Origin of the sequence: Domibacillus sp. DTU_2020_1001157_1_SI_ALB_TIR_016, from assembly GCF_032341995.1 — a bacterium.
GTDB lineage: Bacteria > Bacillota > Bacilli > Bacillales > Domibacillaceae > Domibacillus > Domibacillus indicus_A.
In genome coordinates this window covers 471,233-491,408 of record NZ_CP135439.1, presented here as the reverse complement: position 1 = coordinate 491,408, position 20,176 = coordinate 471,233, and the positions used below count along the sequence as shown (strand labels likewise).

Below are 20,176 nucleotides of genomic sequence, written 5' to 3'. Positions count from 1 at the left end.
TGTTCACCCCTTTACTTTCAGTTTGAACCATCCAATGTTCACTGCCGAACGAACGTCCAGCACGTTAAACAGCCAGATGCAGGATCCGTATACAAGAAGGCCGAGCAGCACCTGAAGCATAAGCGCAACAGGCCCTATAACCGTGTGAACCGGATACAAAGCAGCCAGCATAATCCCCGTAGACGCTCCCACTTTCAATACTTCTCTTTTCGGAAAAGGAAGAGAAAAATGAGCTTTTCCCAGCTGCCAGCTCATAAGAGAAGAAACCGCATAAGCGGCGGCTGTTGCAGCAAGGGCGCCTTTAATTCCATAAATCGGAATCCACCATACATTCAGTACGATATTTAACAGTGATCCCGATAAAACAGACACAATTTGCTTGCTCGTTTGCTTGCTTAATTGAAACGCCAGATCCAGATAAAACACTTTAAAGCCCTGCACAAGCGAAACAATCGCAATCCACGGGATGACCAGGCTGGCAGCCTCGCGATACGCTTCACCAAAAAATATCCCGGACAAGTTCCCGCTAAGTATCGCCATTCCTCCAGCTGCTGGAAGGGCGATCGCCAGCAAGTAGACAATATTTTGTTCCATCCGGTTCTTTACTTCAGCCATGCGCCCTTTTTCCATTGCATGAATAATCAATGGATAGGCCGCCAAATTTACGATCGTCATCATCAAGATAATTGTCTGCTGGGCGAAATCGTACGTGACGGCGTAAAGCCCCGCGGCTGCAGTACCGCTCAGCCAGCCGAGCAGAAGACGGTCAGAGCTGTCGATAATAAACGCCATGGTCTGTGTCAGTGTCAACGGCAGTCCATACACGAGCAGCTGACGGAGAATGGTCCAGTCAAACAGCCGAATATCCAGGCCTCTCCATACTTTTGGCATCACAACCGCAAGCGGAATGAGTGATGCTGCAATGGAACCAGCCACTAACGCTCCGGCCCCAAGATGAAAAAACCAGATAATCGCCAGCGAAACTGTTAAGGTAAGAACCGCTTTGCTTGCATAGAACAAGCCGTAGCTTTTCGGTGATAAATCCGCTCGAAAGATTTCCAGATTGATCTCAAAAAAGCCGCTTACCCATAAAAGGCAAAGACCGAGCAGCCAAATGGTTGAATAGCCGCTGTCAAACACACCGAACAGCGAAGCGGCAAAAACAAGCAGCCCTGATACGGCTGAATACGCCCCAAAAGCGACCAGAACGGTACTTAAAAAACGCTTTCGATCATGTTCGTTATAGGATGGGTAATAGCGAAGCACCCCCAGCCGGAGCCAGCTTAATAAGAAGGCGTTGATCAAAGCGGCAGCCGCGAGAATGATCGCGTATTTTCCGTATTGCTCCGGCGCGAGCAGCCGGCTGTAAAGAAAAATCGCCAGAAAATTGATAATACCCGGCAGGCCTCTGGCGATAAAATAGGTCAAAAAATGACCGATCATAGCGCATCACCTGTTTTCTCAGAGATGGACAGCTTTATGCAAACCGCTTCTCGTATTGTTCTTTTTCGTCTCTGCAGTCACAAGCGCTGACAAGTAATGAAGCAGCGGCTCCCGGAGTTCCGGTTTTTGCAGGGCAAATTCGATCGTTGTCTGCACGAACCCCATTTTTTCCCCGACGTCGTAGCGGCTGCCATTAAATTCGTACGCAAATACCTGCTCTGTCTGTTGCAGCCGTGCGATCGCGTCCGTCAGCTGAATCTCACCGCCGACACCGCTCTCCTGCCCCTCCAACAGGGCAAAAATACTCGGAGTTAAAATGTAGCGGCCCATAATGGCCAGGTCGGACGGTGCTGTTTCAGCAGTGGGCTTTTCCACAAGCTCCATGACTTCATGAAGGCGCGGTCCGCATGATTTTACGGCAGCAATGCCGTACCGGCTTACCTCTTCCTGCGGCACTTTTTTCACGCCGAGAACCGAGGACTGGGTTTTTTCATAGACATCGATCATCTGCTTCATACAGGGAACTTCTGATTGAACGATGTCGTCACCGAGAAGGACTGCGAACGGTTCATCCCCGATAAAATTACGCGCGCACCAGACCGCATGCCCCAGTCCTTTCGGTTCTTTTTGACGGATATAATGAATATCGACCATCGTAGATACATTGCGGATTTCCTCAAGCAGCGCAAATTTTTCTTTTTCAAGCAGGTGGCCTTCAAGCTCGAAGTGGTGATCAAAATGGTCTTCAATCGCCCGCTTTCCTTTACCGGTAACGATAATGATTTCATGAATACCGGAGGCAATCGCTTCTTCGACAATATATTGAATCGTTGGTTTATCCACGATCGGCAGCATTTCTTTTGGCATCGCTTTTGTAGCTGGCAAAAAACGTGTGCCGAGACCGGCAGCAGGAATGATGGCTTTTCTGACTTGAGACAATTCAATCCCTCTTTTCTTTATTTAGTAGAAATCTTGCTGCTGTACATGGCATTGTTTTCTGAATGCGCTTCAACCGATACAAGCTTCGGTTTTTTTACCCATTCAAGCAGGGCAGCGATAAGAACCGAAAGAACCAATCCGGCCAAAAACGCAACGACCATATTAAGGAATGGTTTTGGACTAACAGGGCTCATTGCATCGCTCTCATTGCCTGTTTGTAAAACAGAGATTTGATTTTCCCCGTAAATTTTGCTGATTTCCTGGTTTAACACCTTTGAAATTTCATTCACAATGCTGATCGCCTGATCAGGATTTTCATCGTTTGCCCTAATTTCGAAAACAAGCGACTCCCCAACGCGGCTGATTGTAACTTTCTCACTCAGCTGGCTGTAGGACTCACTGAGCTGCAGGTTGTGGATCACCTGGTCGAGTACTTGAGGGCTTTGGCCAATGACCATAAACGTTTCAAACAATTTAAAAGACGTTTCCATTTTGTAATAAGAAGTGGCTGGATCTCCTGCTGCTTCTCCTGCCGCGGCTTTCGGATTCGTTTCATTGACCAGCACCTTTGACGTTGCTTCATATTCGGAAGGTAAAACAAAAAAACTGACCAGCCCTGCACCGATGGTGAAAAGGAGTGTAATGACCACAACCACCGGCCATCTTCTTCCTATTACGCGAAGAAAATCATTCACTTTGCTTTCCTGTACATCCACTCAAACCCCGCCTTTCACCTGCTTGTTTTCTATTAACCGTTTGACTGTACATACTGCTTTTTCCGGTACCCGTTCGGGTTGCAGACCTGCCAATGCCAGGCATCCCTGCACATATCCTCTAAGGTTTTCACCGCTTCCCATCCGAGCTCTGCTTTCGCTTTTGCGGCATCCGCGTAGCAGACAGCTGTATCCCCTGCCCTTCTGCTCTGCATCTGGTACGGAACAGGCTGCCCATTTACTTTTTCAAATGTCCGCACCACATCCAAAACGCTATAACCACGGCCCGTTCCGAGATTGTATGTATGGAAGCCGGTGCTGGCGGTTTTCTTGAGTGCTTGAATATGGCCGCGCGCAAGGTCTACCACATGGATATAATCTCTGACGCCCGTCCCGTCGTGCGTCGGATAATCAGCGCCGAACACGTTCAATTCCGGCAGCCTGCCAGCAGCCACCTGCGTGACATAGGGCATTAAGTTGTTTGGGCGCCCGGCCGGTTCTTCTCCGATCAGTCCGCTTGGATGAGCGCCGATCGGATTAAAATAACGAAGAATGACAAACCGCCAGTTCGGATGGGCGCGGTAATGATCATCCAGCATTTCTTCAATCATGAGCTTTGTACGCCCGTACGGATTGGCAGCCTGCAGGCGCGCATTTTCCTTTAGCGGCATCTTATTTCCATCCCCATAGACGGTAGCGGATGAGCTGAATACGAGCCTTTGCACGTCATACTTGCCCATTACCTGCAGCAAATGGAGGGTGCTGACCAGGTTTGTGTAGTAATACGAGGTCGGCTTCTCCACCGATTCCCCAACAGCTTTTAATCCAGCAAAGTGAACGACCGCCTCGATTGAATGGCGGCTGAACACTTTATCCAAAAAAGCGGAGTCCAATAAATCTCCTTTATAAAACGTTACGGTTTTCCCCGTTATCATGCTGATCCGCTCAATGACGTCCGGACTGCTGTTGGCAAAACTATCGATCAGTACGATATCGTAACCGGCCTTGATCAGCTCCACACATGTATGACTGCCAATATACCCTGCTCCCCCTGTAATAAGAACCGTCATCGAAATCCCCCCCTATTTATTGAATCGAAGCTTGAACTGCGTTTGAATAACTCCAATCACCCGGTCCTGCTCTGCTTCGGTCAAACCCGAGCCGGACGGAAGGCATAGGCCCTGTTCAAACAGCCGGTCGGATACACTTTCCTCCTCGCTGTGCGGAAAATAAGCGCAGCCTTTAAAGAGCGGCTGTGTGTGAAGCGGCTTCCAGACGTGCCGTGCTTCAATATTTTCTTTTTCTAATGCGATAATAAGGGAGCTCGCCCGCAGGCCGGTCACTGATTCATCAATGGTCAGTGCCGTCAGCCACCGGTTTGATTTACTTCCTTCTATTTCTTCAGCGAAATGAATTCCTTCTAACGAACCTAAATATTCTTTATAACGAACAAACAGCGCGCGTTTAGCCGCCACCCGTTCATCTAATACCCCGAGCTGTGCAATGCCGACCCCTGCGAGGATGTTGCTCATTCTGTAGTTGTACCCGGTCTGCTGATGCTGGTAATACGGGACTGGATCTCTTGCCTGAGCGGCAAGGCTGCGGGCACGGTCAAGGCTTTCCGTGTCATTCGATACGAGCATGCCGCCGCCGGACGTTGTGATAATTTTGTTGCCGTTAAATGAATAAATGCCGAAGTCGCCCATACTGCCGCTTTTTCTTTCCTTGTACTCTGTTCCAAGGGATTCGGCGGCGTCTTCCACAACGGCTACACCGTAATAGCGGCAGATCGATAAAAGCTCCTCCATTTTGGCACTCTGTCCATATAAATGAACGATCAGCACCGCTTTCGGAAGCTTGTTTTGCCGTTTGGCTTCGTGCAGTGCCCGCTCCAATGCCTGTGGTGACATGTTCCACGAGTCTGCCTCTGAATCAATAAAAACCGGTTCAGCTCCAAGGTAGACAATTGGATTTGCGCTGGCCACAAAGGTAAGCGTCGAGCAAAAAACAGTATCTCCTTTTGTTACACCGAGCAGAAGCAATGCCAGGTGAATCGCCGCCGTTCCTGAATTGACCGCCGCGCCCCCTTTTGTTCCGGCGTAAGCGGCCATTCTTTTTTCAAATTCATCCACATGCGGTCCGAGCGGCGCAATCCAGTTGGTGTCAAAGGCTTCTTTCACGTATTTCTGCTCGAGACCGCTCATATGCGGCGGCGACAAATAAATCCGCTTTTCATTCGGTGACATCAGTGCCATGCTCTTCACCCTCCATCCTGATTTTCCCTTACTGACTTGCGGCAATTAAGTTTGGCTGACTGTTCACACGGTTATGAGCAATATCAAGCAGCAGAGCGGCCAATGCCCGTTCTTCTAAAACTGTAAATTTCACAAGAAGGTACTCCACCCATTTCATATCCTGGACGGTGGATTTGCCGATGTAAATTTTCGGATAAATTTGTTTCTCATGAATTTCACTTGCATCAAGCAGTTCCTCATACATTTTTTCTCCCGGGCGCATTCCTGTGTAGCGAATGCCAATTTCATCAAGCGTGTAGCCTGACAGCTGAATGAGGTTTTTCGCCAGGTCTGTGATTTTCACCGGCTCTCCCATATCCAGCACAAAGATTTCGCCGCCTTTGGCAAGTGCCCCCGCCTGTATAACAAGCCTCGACGCTTCCGGAATGGTCATAAAGTAACGTTCCATATCCGGATGTGTAATGGTCACCGGTCCTCCCCGCTCAATCTGGCTTTTAAACAGCGGAATGACACTGCCCCGGCTGCCGAGAACATTTCCAAACCGCACTGCTACAAAACGGGTCTGGCTGGCGCGGTCCATCTGCTGAATAAGGAGCTCGGCAACGCGCTTTGTGGCACCCATTACACTCGTTGGCTTCACAGCTTTGTCTGACGACACCATCACAAAAGTTTGTACGCCGTGTTTGGCCGCTGCCTCTGCCACATTTTTTGTGCCGATTACGTTGTTTTTCACTGCTTCATGCGGGTTAGCCTCCATCAGCGGCACATGCTTGTGGGCAGCTGCATGGTACACAACGGCCGGCCGGTATTGATCCATAATACGGAAAATACGGGCTCGGTCTTGAATATCCGCAATAATCGGCACCACTTTCATATCATCGCCTGCAGCTTCGCGCAGCTCCATTTCAATAGAATAAATACTGTTTTCACCGTGCCCGAGCAGGAGCAGCTGTGAAGGCTTAAAGACGCTGAGCTGCCGGCAGATTTCGGATCCGATTGATCCGCCCGCACCGGTGACAAGCACGACCTTGCCTGTAATGGAACCGGCGATTTCCTCTGTATTCAATGTGACCGGCTCGCGTGCAAGCAGCGCTTCGGGCTGGATATCCTGCAGCTTCGGCATTGTCCCCTTGTCTAAAATAAGCTGCTCAATTCTTGGCAAAATTTGTGTTCGGACATTTGTTTTTGCACAAAGTGCACGCACACGATCCAGTTCTTCTTTGCCCAGCGACGGGATGGCAATCACAATATGATCAATTTTGTAGGCTGTGACTGCTTTCTCAATTTCCCCAATCGACCCGGCAACCGGAACGCCTAAAAGCTGCAGCTGGTGCTTGCGGGGATCATCATCAACGAAAGCAGCCGGTACAAGGTTTGTTTGACGGTCCCGAAGTAGCTGCCGTACTACCAGTGTTCCGGCAGAACCGGCACCGACAATGAGCGTCCGCTTTTTCCTTTTGCTTTTCACCAGTTCTACATCCCGCAGCATTCGTTCCGATAATCGGATCGTTCCCATCATGATCAGCAAAAGCTGCCAGGCCACAATGGTATGGCGGACGTTTTCTGGATTTAGGAACAGCCATTGAACCGCGCCTGTAATGACAGCAGACAGCGTAATGGTTTTAATGAGTGCCAGCATGTCCCCAATACTCGCATATGACCAGGCCTTCTTATATAATCCATAATAGAAAGCAAATACATAATAGCCCGCCATTAAAAGCAGAGCAGATACAAATACTTGATCAGCGGGTGCACCTATAATCATTTTTCCTGTAAACACAGCGGCACAGACCAGGAACATATCCACCAGCAGCATCATTGTCATTTTTCTTCGATAACCCATAGCTGTCCTCCCCTACCCCCGTAATAAAAATGTTTTCTTCGAACAGCCATTTGTTCTTTATAAAAAACACCGCCGTTCTTTATAGAGAATATTATAGTGAGGAGACCTTGATTTGTAAACCATTATCTCCAATTTTTCCTATTGTCGTTTTTAGTATTTCTTGTTCTATATAATGAACGACGTTTTTTTCAGCATACCATATACTTCCTGGAACGATAATAGTTCTTTTGGTCTATTTGTTCTTTATCAAGAACAATATATGCTTATTAAAGAGTGTTTAAGATCTTTTTTAATAGCCATTTCATGTTTTTGTGCGTTATAGTGAATCAAACAGACGAGCAAAGGAGTGGGATAACATGATCGGGGTTAAATTGAAATATTTGCGTACAGAAAGAGGGTATTCCATTACCCAGCTGGCCAAAAAAGCGCAAATATCCAAATCCTATTTGTCGTATTTAGAAAAAAATCCAGGAACGAACCCGTCTCTTCAAGTATTAACAAAAATTGCAGAAGCACTGGATACGTCCCCGAACTATTTTATGGAAGATACGGGACAAAAAGCAGATAAGCCGTGCAGCCAGGAATGGATCAATTTGCTGAGAGATGGGTTAGAGGAAGACATTACGAAAGAAGATTTGGAAGAAGTCCAGCGATACATGGCGTTTATCAAATTTAAAAAATCCCACTAAAAAAGCCCGGCATCCGATGCCCGGGCTTTTGCTCATTTTATTCAAAGGGAATGAAAGCTTATTTTTTGCTTTCAATTAAAATATTCACGGATTTCCCCATAAAAACGGGAGCGGCATACGTTCTGCCATATTGCGAAATGGAAATCATGCTGCCTGATACGCTCGCTACCTGCTGGTTCAGCACCTTCCATGTCACAAGCGGCGTGACATCAACGCGCTGCCCGCTGGACAGAAGAGCTGTAACGGCTACTTGCTGCACTGTTCCAGGTTTTCCGGCTACGCGCTTTGTGCTGACACTTAAGCTGCGTACGCTGGCGTCTACTGTGATATTCACCGTTTTACCGCCGTATGATCCGGAAACCGTCGTTTTACCATAGTTTTGAATCGTTACGGCGCCAGAAGCAGCAGTGGCTACTTTGCTATCTGCTGTTTTCCATTGAGCGGCTTCGCTTACATCCATCTTCGTTCCATTTGAACGTACAGCCGTCAGGCGGACTGTTTTTGTGTCCTGCGGTTTTCCTGCAATACGCACCGTGCTGGCTGTAAGAGACCGCACCGTCGCGTCAACAGATACCTTTGCCGTTTTACCGCCGTCTGCTGCACTGATGACCGCTTTGCCAAACTGGTGGATCGCAATGATGCCGCCTTCAACGGTTGCAACAGCTGGATTGCTCGATGTCCATGCGGCTTCTTTTGTTCGGTCTGCTTTTGTTCTATCTTTATAAGAAGCTGTAAGTGTGATCGCTTTTGTTTCACCCGGCAGCGCCGAAACCGAAGTGGTGCTGGCTGTCAGGCTGGAAACCGCCGGGCTTACAGCCGGAGCCGTTTGAGCTGTCTGCGGTGCGGCACTCGCCGGCGCCTGCATTAATCCATAGCCAAACCACGGATCTCTTCCCGCTGTGCCCAAATCCTTGCTTGTATCTTTTAAGATCGTCCGGAGCCGGACAGCATCGGCTGTCGGATTCGCCTGCTTTAACAGCGCAAGCTCACCGGATACGTACGGCGCAGCCATCGATGTACCGCTCATACGCGCATATCCATTGTTCAAATAAGTGGAAACAATGCTTTGTCCCGGCGCAGCAATTTCAACCGTGCTTCCGGTAGAAGAAAAAGACGCGCGTTTCAAAGAAGAATCTACAGCGCCAACGGCAATCGCCGAGTCATAACGTGCCGGATAATCTACAGTGTCATCTGTTCCAGAAAGCGATCCGTCATTTCCTGCCGCTGCTACGACCAAGATGCCGCTCGCGTATGCTTTATCGACCAGTGCCTGAAAAGCGGCCGAGTTCGTTTGCGTGCCAAGACTTAAATTGATAATATCCATTTTATTTGTAATCGCCCAGTCAATGCCGGCTAAAATGCTCGACAAACTGCCTGAACCGCTTTTTTCTAATGATTTAACCGCATACACATCTGCATCCGGTGCAACCCCTTTTGTGCCAAAGCCGTTGTTCTCGGCTCCAATAATGCCGGCTACGTGCGTGCCGTGCCCGTTATCATCCTGGTAAGACGTTGTATAGGAAACAAAAGAAGCACCGCCAGCAACCGCTAAATCCGAATGCGCGGCCACTCCTGTATCTACAACGGCAATTTTCACACCTTTGCCCGTAAATCCTGCATTCCAGGAAACCGGCACATTTGTCGCTCCAATTCCCCAGTCGAGTGTGTCGGCCGATGCGTGAACCGTAATATCTTTTTCTACACGGACCACATCTTTATCCTGCTTCAGCTCTTTCACTTCATCTGCCGGAAGTGTTACAGAAGCGATCGGCAGCTGCTTAAACGTCTGGTCAATTTCCCCTTCCGCCTCTGCAATCGCCTTTTTATCTACTTTCTCATCAAAAATGACAATGACATTTTCTTCCTCTTCCTGCGCCGCAAACGCAGCATTTGGACCAAAAGAAGCAACAAGCAAACCAGTGGCTAACAAACTAGCTGCAGCTTTCTTCATGATGCATTTCCTCCCTGGTAGCTGGCTGGCATACCAAAACGGCTTAGCCCCTATAGCTTTGCGTCTCTGCATTTCCACAGATTTGCCTTTTCATATTAAAGCAGTCTAACTGCCTATTTTTATATCGGAAGATTTTCACCGAACTTAAGCTCATTTTCTATCTTTTTTTGCATTCACATGAAAATATAACTATAAGTTAAGGCTTAGTTCTTTTTGGGCCAAAAAATAAGAATCAGGGCCGGAAAGTGCTACGGCCGGGCCGGATTCTCTTTTTTTCGGCCATAATCAGCTTTTTCCGGCCATTCCGTATAAAAATCCGGCCGTTGCGTGCTGTTTTCCGGTCATAAAAAGAAGGACTGTCTCATCAGCCAGTTTCCCGGCTTAGAGACACTCCCTTTTTTAACGGCTTAACACCCGATTGACAGACTGATAAATCATGTCAGCGCCTCTTGGCGTTAAATGCGTGCCCGAAGAGTCGATTAATCCCGATAGGATCAACTTCTGATCGGTCGCGCCGCCGGCTGCCAGATTCATATTTTGATAGTTGTCGATCAACGTTACCCTTTCTTCCCTGGCCACCTTACGGATGATCGCATTGTAAGAATCATTCCACAGCCGGGCGCCACTGTACTTTTTGTACAGTTTTTCGTCATAACGGCTATAAAACAGCCCTTGAATAACAGGCGGTGTGGTCATCAGTACAACCCTAATTTTTTTCGCTTTGAGCGTGTCGGTAAAGTAGCGGATATTCTGCTCAAACTTTGCTTTAGAAACACGCGCCTGCCCATTAGACCGGATCACGGCATCATTTGTCCCGAACATAATGGTAACCACATCCGGTTGCTTGTTTAACACATCCTGCTGAAAACGGTCGCGTCCCATGACGGATGTATCGCCTCCAATACCGGAATTCACAACGGTATATGTCTGTCCGAGCTTTACGGCCCATTTTGCCGCCTGCGGATAAGATGGATTCTGCTTCCAGTTCGTTCCCTGCGTATTACTGTCGCCAAACGTAACCACGATCGTCGATTTTGCCGTTTTCAGCTGGCTGGACGGGACGTATGCCCTGCGGTTTTGAAACCGGATCTCCGACCATCCGCCCGGCGCCTGCCCGTAAACAGATAGCGCAGTATACCTGGCCAGTGACCCGATCACTTTCGCACGCGGACTTGCATTTTCCCGTACCGATAAAGAAGGAGCGACGACTTTTGCCGGCATCGGCTCGGCTGCTTTGGCTGTATTGCTGAACACTGCTGCAAGTGTGAAAAACAACAGCACAGCAGCCAGTACATGATATTTCTTCAAAACAACTTCCCCCACTTACTAGTATAATAGTCTCCAACAAACGATTATACCATATTTTATGAATTAGTATGGATAGGACTGGGAAATTTATAGCACGTATGCTAGCATGCTAGCATGACAGAATCTATGGGAGGTTATAAGATGATTACGCTTCGCCGTGTTCAAAAAGCGTTTCAGACCGGCAGCAGCAAGCAAGACATTTTACGCAGTGTGGATTTGCAGATCAATCCGGGAGAATATGTCGCAATCATGGGAAAATCCGGCTCTGGGAAAAGCACACTGCTGAACATACTCGGCGCGCTCGACTCCGCTGATTCAGGTGAATACATACTAGCCGGCAAGCCCGTCCATAAAATGCGGCAGTCGAAACGGACCGCTCTTCGAAACACCGAAATCGGCTTTGTTTTTCAGCAATTCCAGCTTATTCCGAATTTATCTGTTTATCAAAATGTGCTTCTCCCCCTTACATATGGACGAAAAAAACTGGGAAGAAAAAAAGCGCGGGTTCTGCAGCTGTTAGAAGAAGTAGGACTGGCCGATAAAAAAAAGCAAAAGCCTTCCCGGCTGTCCGGAGGAGAAAAGCAGCGGGCTGCGATTGCACGGGCGCTCGTGAATGAACCGTCGATTCTGCTGGCAGATGAGCCGACGGGAAGCCTGGATGAAGCAACAACTGAAACGATTTTGCAGCTGTTTGACCGCGTTCATCAGCAGGGTACGACCATTGTGGTTATTACCCATGACCAGGAAGTGGCAGACCGTGCACAGCGGGTTATTCATTTAAAGGATGGTGTGCTCGCATGAGGCTCGGGAATGCATTAAAGCTCGCCTGTCTCGGTCTCTGGGCGAACAAATTTCGTGTCCTGTCTGCCATGATGGGCATTGTGATTGGCCTTTTCGCGGTCATTGTCCTTATTGCCATTGCGGTAGGCGTAAAAGATACGTTGCTGAAGCAGATGGGAAGCCTCGGTGCCGAGCAAATTCTCGTGATGCCAGGCCGCGTCCTCGATTCCGCGAATGGGCAGAAAGACTTTTTAAGCGGTATTACAAGCGTGCCCAGCACGTTAACGTACGAAGATGCCAAAGCCGTTGAAGCGGTGCCGAATGTTAAGTCGGTGACACCTCAGCTTGAAACGGTTTCGAATGCAGCATATGGAGAGCAAAACGTCCAGGCTGTTCTGGTCGGCAGCACCCATCAATACAACCGTGTTCAGCATGCTGCCCTGGCAGAAGGACGCTTTTTTACAGAGGAAGAACAGCAGTCGAAAGAAAACGTGATTGTGCTTGGCAGCAATATTCACGACGCGCTGCTCGGAAAAACAGCAGAGCCCCGGTCAGGAAGCATAGGCACCCCGGCTCCTGAAGAAAAAACATGGTGGCAGCGCGCCCTCGATTCATTCATGGCAGGTACAGTTGTGTCTGCCGAAGGAACCACGCTGGTTGGCCAAAAGCTCACCATTGGCGAAAAGGAATACACCGTCATTGGTGTACTCAAACCGAATGCCACACTTGGATCGAGCACGGATAACAACGTCATTATGCCGATTGAAACAGCACTCGCCAACACAGATATGAAGTTCTTAAACAAAATGATCGTCGAAGCAAACAGCACCGATGTAATCGATGAAGTAGATGGGGCTGTGTTCTCCGCGATCAAACAAAATCATAAAGAGATCGATTTTAGTGTCGTCAAGCAGGACCAAATGCTCGGAGCTATCGATAATGTAACCGTAATTTTACAAGTCATGCTGCTCGGTATTACCGCTGTTGCACTGTTTATTAGCGGTACAGGTATTATGAATGTGATGGTTATGTCCGTGAGGGAACGTACCCGGGAGATTGGCATCCGCAAAGCGATCGGCGCCACCACCTTTGAAATTATGGCCCAGTTTTTCTTTGAAACCCTCCTTCTTTGTATGATCGGCGGATTGTTCGGCATTGGCCTCGGCTATGCATTTATTGAACTATGGAATCATTATATTGAGGCGTTTACGCTGGCTCTTCCCCTCTGGGCTATCCAGCTCGCTCTCGGCTCTACAATTGTCATTGGCGGCTTGTTCGGCATCTATCCAGCGCTTAAAGCTGCACGAATGAGGCCAAGCCATGCGCTTCGGTTTGAATAACGAAAAAACGGGCTTATCCAGTTGGATAAGCCCGTTTTTTTAATGATAAGCCGCTTCCTGGGCCGGAATTGTTACATTTGGGCCGGAATCTGCTTCGCCTGGGCCGGAAAAAGTATTTTCCGGCCTAAACGCCCGATATACCGGCCCAAAATAAAAGATTCCGGCCCAGCACAACGTTAATTTGTTTTTTCTAATCCCCGGTTCAAAAAGATACTAAAATCAGCGCGCTTGATCGGTTCACCCGGCCGGAACGTGCCATCCGGGAATCCCTGCGTAATGCCGGATGCAGCCAGTGCATTTACGGAGTTGTACGCAAACGTGCCGGCATTATTGTCCGGGAAATAATTCCGGTCTGCTTCTGAAAGCTTAAGCGCCCGCGCTAAAACCGCAGCCATTTCGGCCCGTGTCAGCTTTGCCTGTGCGTCAAACGTGCCGTCTGTCCGGCCAAACATAATGCCGGCCTGTGTGACAGCAGCAATACTTCCATAAAACGCATACGTCTTTGGCACATCAGAAAAGCCTGGATCTTTCACACTATCTGTCGGCAGCTTCATCGCACGCTGCAGCATAATCGCCGCCTGTACGCGCGTTAAGGTTTCCTGCGGTTCAAACGTGCCGTTCGGAAAGCCGCTGATCACGGCCCGGTCTACAAGTGACGCAATATCACTTTCAGCCCGGAAGTCCACCGGCACATCGCGGAATAATTCTTCTTTGTACGAAGTGCCATAGACTGCTTTTAGTGCATCTACGTAAACGCCCGGCTTTGAGGAGGAAAGAGCGGACATCTTCGTCCAGCCTGCCTGCACCGGTACGCGCACATTCTTCCAGCCGTTCCATGTTACGCTTCCGAAAGACGCTTGATGAGCGGTTCCTTTTGCATCAAGGAACGTGCCGGTCACTTCCGCCCCGTCCGCCTGTCCGTATACACGCAGGCTGACAAACGACGGGCTGCCGGACAGTGCGATCGGCTGAACCGGCCGAACAGTGCCATCTACTTTCAGAGAGCGGCTGCCGTCATAATAAAACGTACTGACAGATGGAACCGACCAGCTGGCGCCTTCAAATGAATCTAACAAACTCGCTTTACTTTCCGGCGCCGCTTTAACGGTGACCGGCAGCTTCACTTCGGCCGTTCCTTTTTTGACTGATATAAAGCCTGAACCTGATTTAACAGCGGTAAAGGTTGTGCCAGATACCGTTCCAAGATCAGATGTAACCGCGACATTCTCTATCTTAACTGGATTGCCGTATTCATCCATGATCGACTCAATCTTCACATCAACCGATTCTCCAATGGCCAGCGGTGCGCCCGATGACAGGCTGGCGTTGATGGTTGTTGGTACACCCTTTGGCGCAGTCGTAATCGCCATTAAAAAGGTGGATACCGGCCGCTCTCCCCACGGGTCAGACGGCTTATTTTGAATCGTTGCTGTAAAATCACCCGGCTCGCGCGCCAGCATCGTGGTAGAGCCGCCGCCGTCCATATTAAGCGCCCGATCATAGCCGAGTGACTGAATGTACGACGCAAATTCTGATAAACTCATACCGGTGCTGTAGCCCGGCTGGCGTCCATCGACGGTAATAAACGCTACTTTTTCGCCTGTTTGGTCAATCGCTACAGCCGTACGCGGCGCCCTTTCGCGTGCTTTCGGGCTGTTTGGGTTCATCGTCAGCGCCACTTTCCCGTCTTTCACGAGTAACGGCCCGCTGCCGATCATAAAATCGGCTCCCTGCCATTTTTCATCTACATCGACCGATACAGATACGGTATCACCGATTTTCATGCTGCGGAGTGCTTCTGTTTCGGTTCCATGCGCGGACAGGACAAAGCCGTCCTTCGGAATCACCGCTCCTGCCGTTTGACCATATGGACGAAAGCCCGTCACTTTCCCCGTTAACGTGCCGCCAAACTGAAGCGACGGGTCACCGGCCCCGGATACAATCACTTCATAGCCGTACGGGTTCGTCGTCGTTACACCGGATGAAAAGTTAGGTGTATACACCATCGTCGTATTTGGATAGCGCTGGCCGTTATGGCCTGCCATCGTTCCGGTGCTGCCATTGTGCGTGTATGTAAAGGTTGTTGAATACTCGTCAATCTCGCCTTTTCCTTCTTTGTTGATGCCAAAAGCGATTTTCTCGCTGACAAACTCATCCTTGCTCGTTTCGATCATGCCGCTGTTCACCAGGTAATTGTCGATTGCGACAAAGTAAAGCGGCATCGGCTCCCGGTTAAAAAACGAACCGTTAATCGCCCCGATCACTTCATGCCCTTCCCCGCTTGCTGCCAGCGCCTGCTTAGACGTCTGCACCAGCTTATTAAGCGGATTTGGCACCCCCGCCTGAACTTTTGTGTACGGGTCTGTCGTATCGATTTCCATTACGCGGACCGACTGGGGGGCGGTTCCTTCCTCTACGATTTCGGTATACGTTACCCCATTCGAAACATCAAATTCATCTGTAACTGCCGCCTGCGCCCACGTCGGAAACAGCAGCATCAGTGCGAGCAGCCCTGCCCTTACCCTTTTCATGGAAAACCTCCCTGCTTTTTGAAACTAGTATAGCATAAGCAGATTGAGAGAATAGCAGTCTTCCAGAAGAGAATTAAAAAAGGAGAAAAAAGAAAGAAAGTATTGCTTAAGCAGGAAAATTAAACTATTCTTTTAAAGGCATGTCTCAATTTCAAGGTAAAATACAGGTCATTTTACCTATATATATACATTTTCAGAAAGAAGGTTATCTGCTTGTCTGTACAAAGAAAGATGATTAGTTTGCTTGTTGTGCTGATTGTTTTACTTCTCACATGCTCCAGTTTTCTGCAATGGATCGAGTCCCGGTCCTTGAAAAGGGAAATGGATGCCGCTTCTGCACACATGAATGAGAACTCCCAAAAAAGTGTCCAGGAAGAACTGACCGAATTAACGGCCAATATGTCAAATCACCTCGTTTCGCTTGAAGAACAGGTGGATAAAACGATGTTAAATGCGGCCTATACCCTTCAGCAGATGGATACTGCACGCCAGCTGACAAACGCGGATCTTGAAGCAATAGCCAAACAAACCGGCATGACGGATCTTTACCTGACGAACCGGCAGGGCGTGTTTACGCAATCTACGGAGGAAGCTTCACTCGGGCTGAATTTATTTTCGTTTAACGAAGCGTACCGCTCGGTTCTCGACGGAAAAACGCCGGTTATTGCGGAGCCGCTTATTTTAAAGCAAGAAACAATGGAAATCTTTAAGTTTATGATTGTTCCAAGAGCGGATGGACGCGGCGTACTCGAAGCCGCGATGAATGCCGATATTTTTGATTCATCCTTAAAAACCTATATTCACAAGGGAAATGGAATAAAAGGCATTTACCTGCTCAGTCCGGACGGGCTTGTTTTAACAGGAAATACGGCAGAGGGTGAAAAACCGCTTTGGAAACAAGGAGACATCATCCAAAACGACAATATTGGAGCCGTGCTGAAAAGTGGAAAGCCGCAGATGCATGTGAACCAGCAAAGGGCGGATATTTTTTATCCTGTGATGAAAAATGGAAAAGCCGTTTACGTGCTGTCTGCACAAATCGATACCGTTCCTTATTTCGCCAATGCTTCTATAGCCCAAAAAACGCTCAGTGAAGTAGAGCAGTCGCTGAGGGATAATATTGTTCAATCGATCGTCAGCACTCTTTTAGTTGCTTCACTGTTTTCTGCCGTTTTCATCTGGATCGTGAGATGGACATTAAAGCCGCTCCGCGATATGGCGGATCAATCTGAAAGAATGGCCGCAGGAGATTTACGGATAGAAGGCACGGTTCTTCACAGTGAGGATGAAATCGGGCGCCTGTCCGCTTCATTCAGCAAAATGACCGGGCAGCTGCGCCATGTGATTACCCAGATCTCTACGCATACCGAGCAAGTAGCCGCTTCCTCCGAGGAGCTGACGGCCAATGCCGAGGAAATGAGCAGCGCATCTGAACAAATTTTCTCCACGGTTGCGAGTGTCGCAGCAGCTGCCGATGAACAGCGGCAAAGCGTTGAGGATATGGCGCGGATGGTTGAAGGCATGTCAGCCGGCGTCGGGCAAATCGCCGAGCGCTCTGAGCAGATGATGCTCAGTGCCGGCGAGTCCCTTTCAAAGTCACAGGAAGGAAGCACGTCGATTCAAACAGCTGTGACCCAGATGCATACGATCCAGGAAACCGTGCATGAAACAGCTTCGGTGATTGAAGAGCTCGGCAGGCGTTCCCAGGAAATCGGTACATTCACAGAAGTTATTACGACGATTGCCGGCCAGACGAACATGCTGGCACTGAATGCGGCGATTGAAGCAGCCCGGGCCGGCGAGCACGGCAAAGGCTTCGCGGTCGTCGCCGAAGAAGTGCGGACGTTAGCCGAGCAGTCATCCGAATCGGCTGCCCGGATCAATGGGCTGATTGCCGCTGTCCAGTCTGAGATCACCCGCTCGGTTCAATCGATGAAACGAGTGATCGGCGAAGTCGCGGCAGGAATCGAATCGGTTCATCATTCCGGTGAGTCGTTCCAAAGCATTCACGGAGCGGCCCGGGAAGTATCGGACCATATCGAAGCGGTCTCTGCCTCTGTGAAACAGCTTCAGTCGGGCACCGAGCAGGTCCAGGAGGTAATCCGCCTCGTAACCTCTCATTCACATGAAACGGCCGCCAGCACCCAGCAGGTCTCCTCTTCAACCGAAGACCAAATGGCTGCGATGCAGGAGATTTCATCGTCTTCCGCATCGCTTGCTTCCATGGCCGAAGAGCTGCAGGCTTTAACAAGTACCTTTAAAATATAAAAAAACCGCCCTGCATGCCGGGGCGGTTTTCTTGTTTTTGTGACCATTTTACGTTTTCGAGGCTAACTGCCATGAACGCCTGCTGGTCAGCTGATTCTCTTTCTTGGACGGCTTCCGACTTTCACATAGTAGCTTCCATCATCCAGCGTTTTAAAGAATTTGATGCCTACCCATTTTAGCGGCGTCCAGATCTCCTTCATACTGTATAACGGCATAATAGATGCCCTCCCTTATATGAGTGTTTGAGATCGTATTCGACAACTGGCTGGCATAGATCCCCTTTAGCCCCTATAGTTTTGCGTCATCGCTTTTCAACGATTTTGCCTTTTCGCACAATGTTCGTAGTGTCTTTATTATAAAGAAAAAACCGCTAGAAATATAGGCATATTCGCTCGACAAATTCCTACAAAACGCGTCGTTAAAGGTTTTTTCGTGTCCTCCTCAAAAGTACACTTTCGACCTATATCGCTAAAAAATGTTTATATTTTGAATGATATTTATTTAATATAATGTAGTTTTCTGCCACTCTAAAATCAATACACTACATACACAGTACATACAGGATTTCACAGGAAAAGAACTTCCAGTGCCCGTTCCCAGGATAAAAGAAAAAATATACATAACAAAGATCCATATCCAAAAAGGAAATAATAAACAGTTCTTTTTTTGGAAAAGAAGGGTTTATTGGTAGGTATTTTGCCTTACAAATGAATGGTTCTGTCCGTTTATAAAAAACAATCCCGCACTATTTATATAGAACTGATTCATTCACAGTGCTTATATGGCAGTTTCCATTCCACCTGATCCCCGACACGAAAAAGCCGCTCTTTTTAAAGGCGGCTTTTTCTTACTTTACTCCATATTCATAAATATACAAGCCTCGTCCCAGCCTCACAACGCGGTCATACTCGGGCTCTAATGCTTTCATAAAGGAGCTCATGTTTGAAATGCGCTTGCTGGTAGCCAGCTCGACAAACTCCTGAATTTCCACTGCACGAACCGGTTCCTTCCGTTCTTTTAAATAAGCAACGGCCACCTCTCGCAGCTCGTGTACATTTTCTCTCGGGCGGCGGCTTACTGCATGCTCCTTCTCTCTGCCTTCACTGTTTTCCAGCTCTTGCAGCCTTTTTAAAAGTGCGTCCCGCTCTTCCTGCAGTGCATCCAGCATCTGTGCTTCCGCTTGATCAATTTGGCTTAGTCTTGTTTTAATTGCTTGTTGTTCCGTAAATCTTCCGCTCAAAATGGATCCCGTTCCCTCCTAGGAAATAATAGATGATCTTTTTGAATATTTCATATCATTCCATATTATACTATAAAAGGGTGACTTTTGGTCTGATTAAGTTACTAAAAAATAATAAATTTCTTTTTGTTGTTCCACAACGATAAAGACCCATTTTGCGCGCTTTTTCTTCATTGAAAAACATTACTTGACTTGGCCCTGCACGCGCGACAGCACTGTTTCCTCGTATACATACATTCCGCGTCCAAGCTTGCGGACCTCTTGGTGTTTTGGCATCAGCGTATTCATAAAGGCGCTCATATTGCCAATATGGTGGCCGGTCTGGTCTTCCACAAACTGCTGAATCGCAAAGCCGCGGACAGGCCGCTTCTCCTCTTTTAAATACGCCACAATCACTTCCTGCAAATAGTCTACATACGCTGACCGCCGCCGTTCCTTTACACTGCCGGCTCTCTTTTTGGCATTCGGCAGCCCAATCATCGCCAGTCTGAGTTCCAATTGCTTTCGTTCCTGATCGAAATGCCGTTTAATTTCTCTTTCTGTCTGGTCAATTTGCTGAAGCCGACTTTGAATCGCTTCCCGTTCTCCAAACGCTGCTTTCACCATTGCATCTACCCTTCTCTCGAATCAAAAATATATTTCTATTAGACGTTTAAAAGTATACAAACCTATGATTCTTTTTACCCAAATACGCATTTCAAATATGCCAAAAATAGTTACACTCCGCACTGCGATAAGCACAATGGTTTAACACCTGATTTCTTCCCTTTTATCTGCCGGCACACCCACCTTTCCGCTTTTTGTTCTGTCACTTACCTTTATTATATGACATTGTTCTTTATAAAGAACGAGTTAAGCAGAAAAATGAAACAGATT

Annotated in this window: 16 protein-coding genes and 2 riboswitches; of the genes, 4 read left to right on the top strand and 12 right to left on the bottom strand. The window is 48.4% G+C overall.

Annotated features, from left to right (window positions below; all coding sequences use genetic code 11):
• Positions 1-3 precede the first annotated feature (3 nt).
• From RRU94_RS10375 to RRU94_RS10350, 6 genes are read right to left on the bottom strand one after another with little or no spacing between them, the layout of a single operon-like run.
• Complete coding sequence (locus RRU94_RS10375; protein ID WP_315694142.1) at positions 4-1,443, bottom strand: lipopolysaccharide biosynthesis protein; 1,440 nt, start codon at positions 1,441-1,443, stop codon at positions 4-6.
• An 18-nt stretch (positions 1,444-1,461) separates the two neighbouring features.
• Entirely contained in the window at positions 1,462-2,382 is a 921-nt protein-coding gene (galU, locus tag RRU94_RS10370; protein WP_315694140.1) for a UTP--glucose-1-phosphate uridylyltransferase GalU, read from the bottom strand.
• Between the two features lie 17 nt (positions 2,383-2,399).
• A complete protein-coding gene (locus tag RRU94_RS10365; RefSeq protein ID WP_315694139.1) occupies positions 2,400-3,098 on the bottom strand; it encodes a YveK family protein in 699 nt (232 codons plus the stop codon).
• A 32-nt stretch (positions 3,099-3,130) separates the two neighbouring features.
• The gene (gene galE, locus RRU94_RS10360) at positions 3,131-4,165 is read right to left on the bottom strand and encodes a UDP-glucose 4-epimerase GalE (protein WP_315694138.1); all 1,035 of its coding nucleotides are present in this window, start codon (positions 4,163-4,165) and stop codon (positions 3,131-3,133) included.
• Between the two features lie 12 nt (positions 4,166-4,177).
• Positions 4,178-5,341, bottom strand: coding sequence for an aminotransferase class I/II-fold pyridoxal phosphate-dependent enzyme (locus tag RRU94_RS10355; protein WP_315695906.1), 1,164 nt, complete (start codon positions 5,339-5,341; stop codon positions 4,178-4,180).
• A 37-nt stretch (positions 5,342-5,378) separates the two neighbouring features.
• Positions 5,379-7,193: a polysaccharide biosynthesis protein gene (locus RRU94_RS10350; RefSeq protein ID WP_315694137.1), complete on the bottom strand. Its 1,815-nt coding sequence runs from the start codon at positions 7,191-7,193 to the stop codon at positions 5,379-5,381.
• Between the two features lie 356 nt (positions 7,194-7,549).
• On the opposite strand from RRU94_RS10350, the gene RRU94_RS10345 reads away from it, so the two are divergent.
• The gene (locus RRU94_RS10345; RefSeq protein ID WP_315694135.1) at positions 7,550-7,882 is read left to right on the top strand and encodes a helix-turn-helix domain-containing protein; all 333 of its coding nucleotides are present in this window, start codon (positions 7,550-7,552) and stop codon (positions 7,880-7,882) included.
• A 58-nt stretch (positions 7,883-7,940) separates the two neighbouring features.
• Here RRU94_RS10345 and RRU94_RS10340 read toward each other — a convergent pair whose 3' ends face one another.
• Together RRU94_RS10340 and RRU94_RS10335 are read right to left on the bottom strand one after the other, a co-directional pair.
• Positions 7,941-9,833, bottom strand: coding sequence for a S8 family peptidase (locus tag RRU94_RS10340; RefSeq protein WP_315694134.1), 1,893 nt, complete (start codon positions 9,831-9,833; stop codon positions 7,941-7,943).
• A gap of 13 nt (positions 9,834-9,846) precedes the next feature.
• A riboswitch (cyclic di-GMP riboswitch) is annotated at positions 9,847-9,930 on the bottom strand.
• A gap of 302 nt (positions 9,931-10,232) precedes the next feature.
• Complete coding sequence (locus tag RRU94_RS10335) at positions 10,233-11,141, bottom strand: SGNH/GDSL hydrolase family protein (protein WP_315694133.1); 909 nt, start codon at positions 11,139-11,141, stop codon at positions 10,233-10,235.
• A 141-nt stretch (positions 11,142-11,282) separates the two neighbouring features.
• Between RRU94_RS10335 and RRU94_RS10330 the strand changes: the two genes are divergently transcribed.
• A complete protein-coding gene (locus tag RRU94_RS10330) occupies positions 11,283-11,942 on the top strand; it encodes an ABC transporter ATP-binding protein (protein ID WP_315694132.1) in 660 nt (219 codons plus the stop codon).
• Positions 11,939-13,261 carry an ABC transporter permease gene (locus RRU94_RS10325; protein WP_315694131.1) on the top strand — a complete coding sequence of 441 codons (1,323 nt, stop codon included), beginning with the start codon at positions 11,939-11,941 and terminating at the stop codon, positions 13,259-13,261. The genes RRU94_RS10330 and RRU94_RS10325 overlap by 4 nt, the downstream gene beginning before the upstream one ends.
• 176 nt (positions 13,262-13,437) lie before the next feature.
• Here the strand turns inward: RRU94_RS10325 and RRU94_RS10320 are convergent, their stop codons facing one another.
• The gene (locus RRU94_RS10320; protein WP_315694130.1) at positions 13,438-15,792 is read right to left on the bottom strand and encodes a phosphodiester glycosidase family protein; all 2,355 of its coding nucleotides are present in this window, start codon (positions 15,790-15,792) and stop codon (positions 13,438-13,440) included.
• Between the two features lie 213 nt (positions 15,793-16,005).
• On the opposite strand from RRU94_RS10320, the gene RRU94_RS10315 reads away from it, so the two are divergent.
• Positions 16,006-18,060 carry a methyl-accepting chemotaxis protein gene (locus tag RRU94_RS10315; RefSeq protein ID WP_315694129.1) on the top strand — a complete coding sequence of 685 codons (2,055 nt, stop codon included), beginning with the start codon at positions 16,006-16,008 and terminating at the stop codon, positions 18,058-18,060.
• Positions 18,061-18,146: 86 nt separating this feature from the next.
• Here RRU94_RS10315 and RRU94_RS10310 read toward each other — a convergent pair whose 3' ends face one another.
• The 3 genes from RRU94_RS10310 to RRU94_RS10300 all read right to left on the bottom strand — a co-directional run bounded on the left by RRU94_RS10310 (position 18,147) and on the right by RRU94_RS10300 (position 19,906).
• Positions 18,147-18,275, bottom strand: coding sequence for a hypothetical protein (locus tag RRU94_RS10310; RefSeq protein ID WP_315694128.1), 129 nt, complete (start codon positions 18,273-18,275; stop codon positions 18,147-18,149).
• A 38-nt stretch (positions 18,276-18,313) separates the two neighbouring features.
• A riboswitch (cyclic di-GMP riboswitch) is annotated at positions 18,314-18,395 on the bottom strand.
• A 512-nt stretch (positions 18,396-18,907) separates the two neighbouring features.
• Complete coding sequence (locus tag RRU94_RS10305; RefSeq protein WP_315694127.1) at positions 18,908-19,300, bottom strand: Rok-like winged helix domain-containing protein; 393 nt, start codon at positions 19,298-19,300, stop codon at positions 18,908-18,910.
• A gap of 183 nt (positions 19,301-19,483) precedes the next feature.
• Entirely contained in the window at positions 19,484-19,906 is a 423-nt protein-coding gene (locus tag RRU94_RS10300; protein WP_315694126.1) for a Rok-like winged helix domain-containing protein, read from the bottom strand.
• Positions 19,907-20,176: the final 270 nt, after the last annotated feature.

Coding starts and splice junctions, on each gene's coding strand:
- RRU94_RS10375 (WP_315694142.1), bottom strand. CDS start 1,443: ATGATCGGTCATTTTTTGACCTATTTTATCGCCAGAGGCCTGCCGGGT.
- galE (WP_315694138.1), bottom strand. CDS start 4,165: ATGACGGTTCTTATTACAGGGGGAGCAGGGTATATTGGCAGTCATACA.
- RRU94_RS10355 (WP_315695906.1), bottom strand. CDS start 5,341: ATGTCACCGAATGAAAAGCGGATTTATTTGTCGCCGCCGCATATGAGC.
- RRU94_RS10350 (WP_315694137.1), bottom strand. CDS start 7,193: ATGGGTTATCGAAGAAAAATGACAATGATGCTGCTGGTGGATATGTTC.
- RRU94_RS10345 (WP_315694135.1), top strand. CDS start 7,550: ATGATCGGGGTTAAATTGAAATATTTGCGTACAGAAAGAGGGTATTCC.
- RRU94_RS10340 (WP_315694134.1), bottom strand. CDS start 9,833: ATGAAGAAAGCTGCAGCTAGTTTGTTAGCCACTGGTTTGCTTGTTGCT.
- RRU94_RS10330 (WP_315694132.1), top strand. CDS start 11,283: ATGATTACGCTTCGCCGTGTTCAAAAAGCGTTTCAGACCGGCAGCAGC.
- RRU94_RS10325 (WP_315694131.1), top strand. CDS start 11,939: ATGAGGCTCGGGAATGCATTAAAGCTCGCCTGTCTCGGTCTCTGGGCG.
- RRU94_RS10320 (WP_315694130.1), bottom strand. CDS start 15,792: ATGAAAAGGGTAAGGGCAGGGCTGCTCGCACTGATGCTGCTGTTTCCG.
- RRU94_RS10310 (WP_315694128.1), bottom strand. CDS start 18,275: ATGCCGTTATACAGTATGAAGGAGATCTGGACGCCGCTAAAATGGGTA.
- RRU94_RS10300 (WP_315694126.1), bottom strand. CDS start 19,906: ATGGTGAAAGCAGCGTTTGGAGAACGGGAAGCGATTCAAAGTCGGCTT.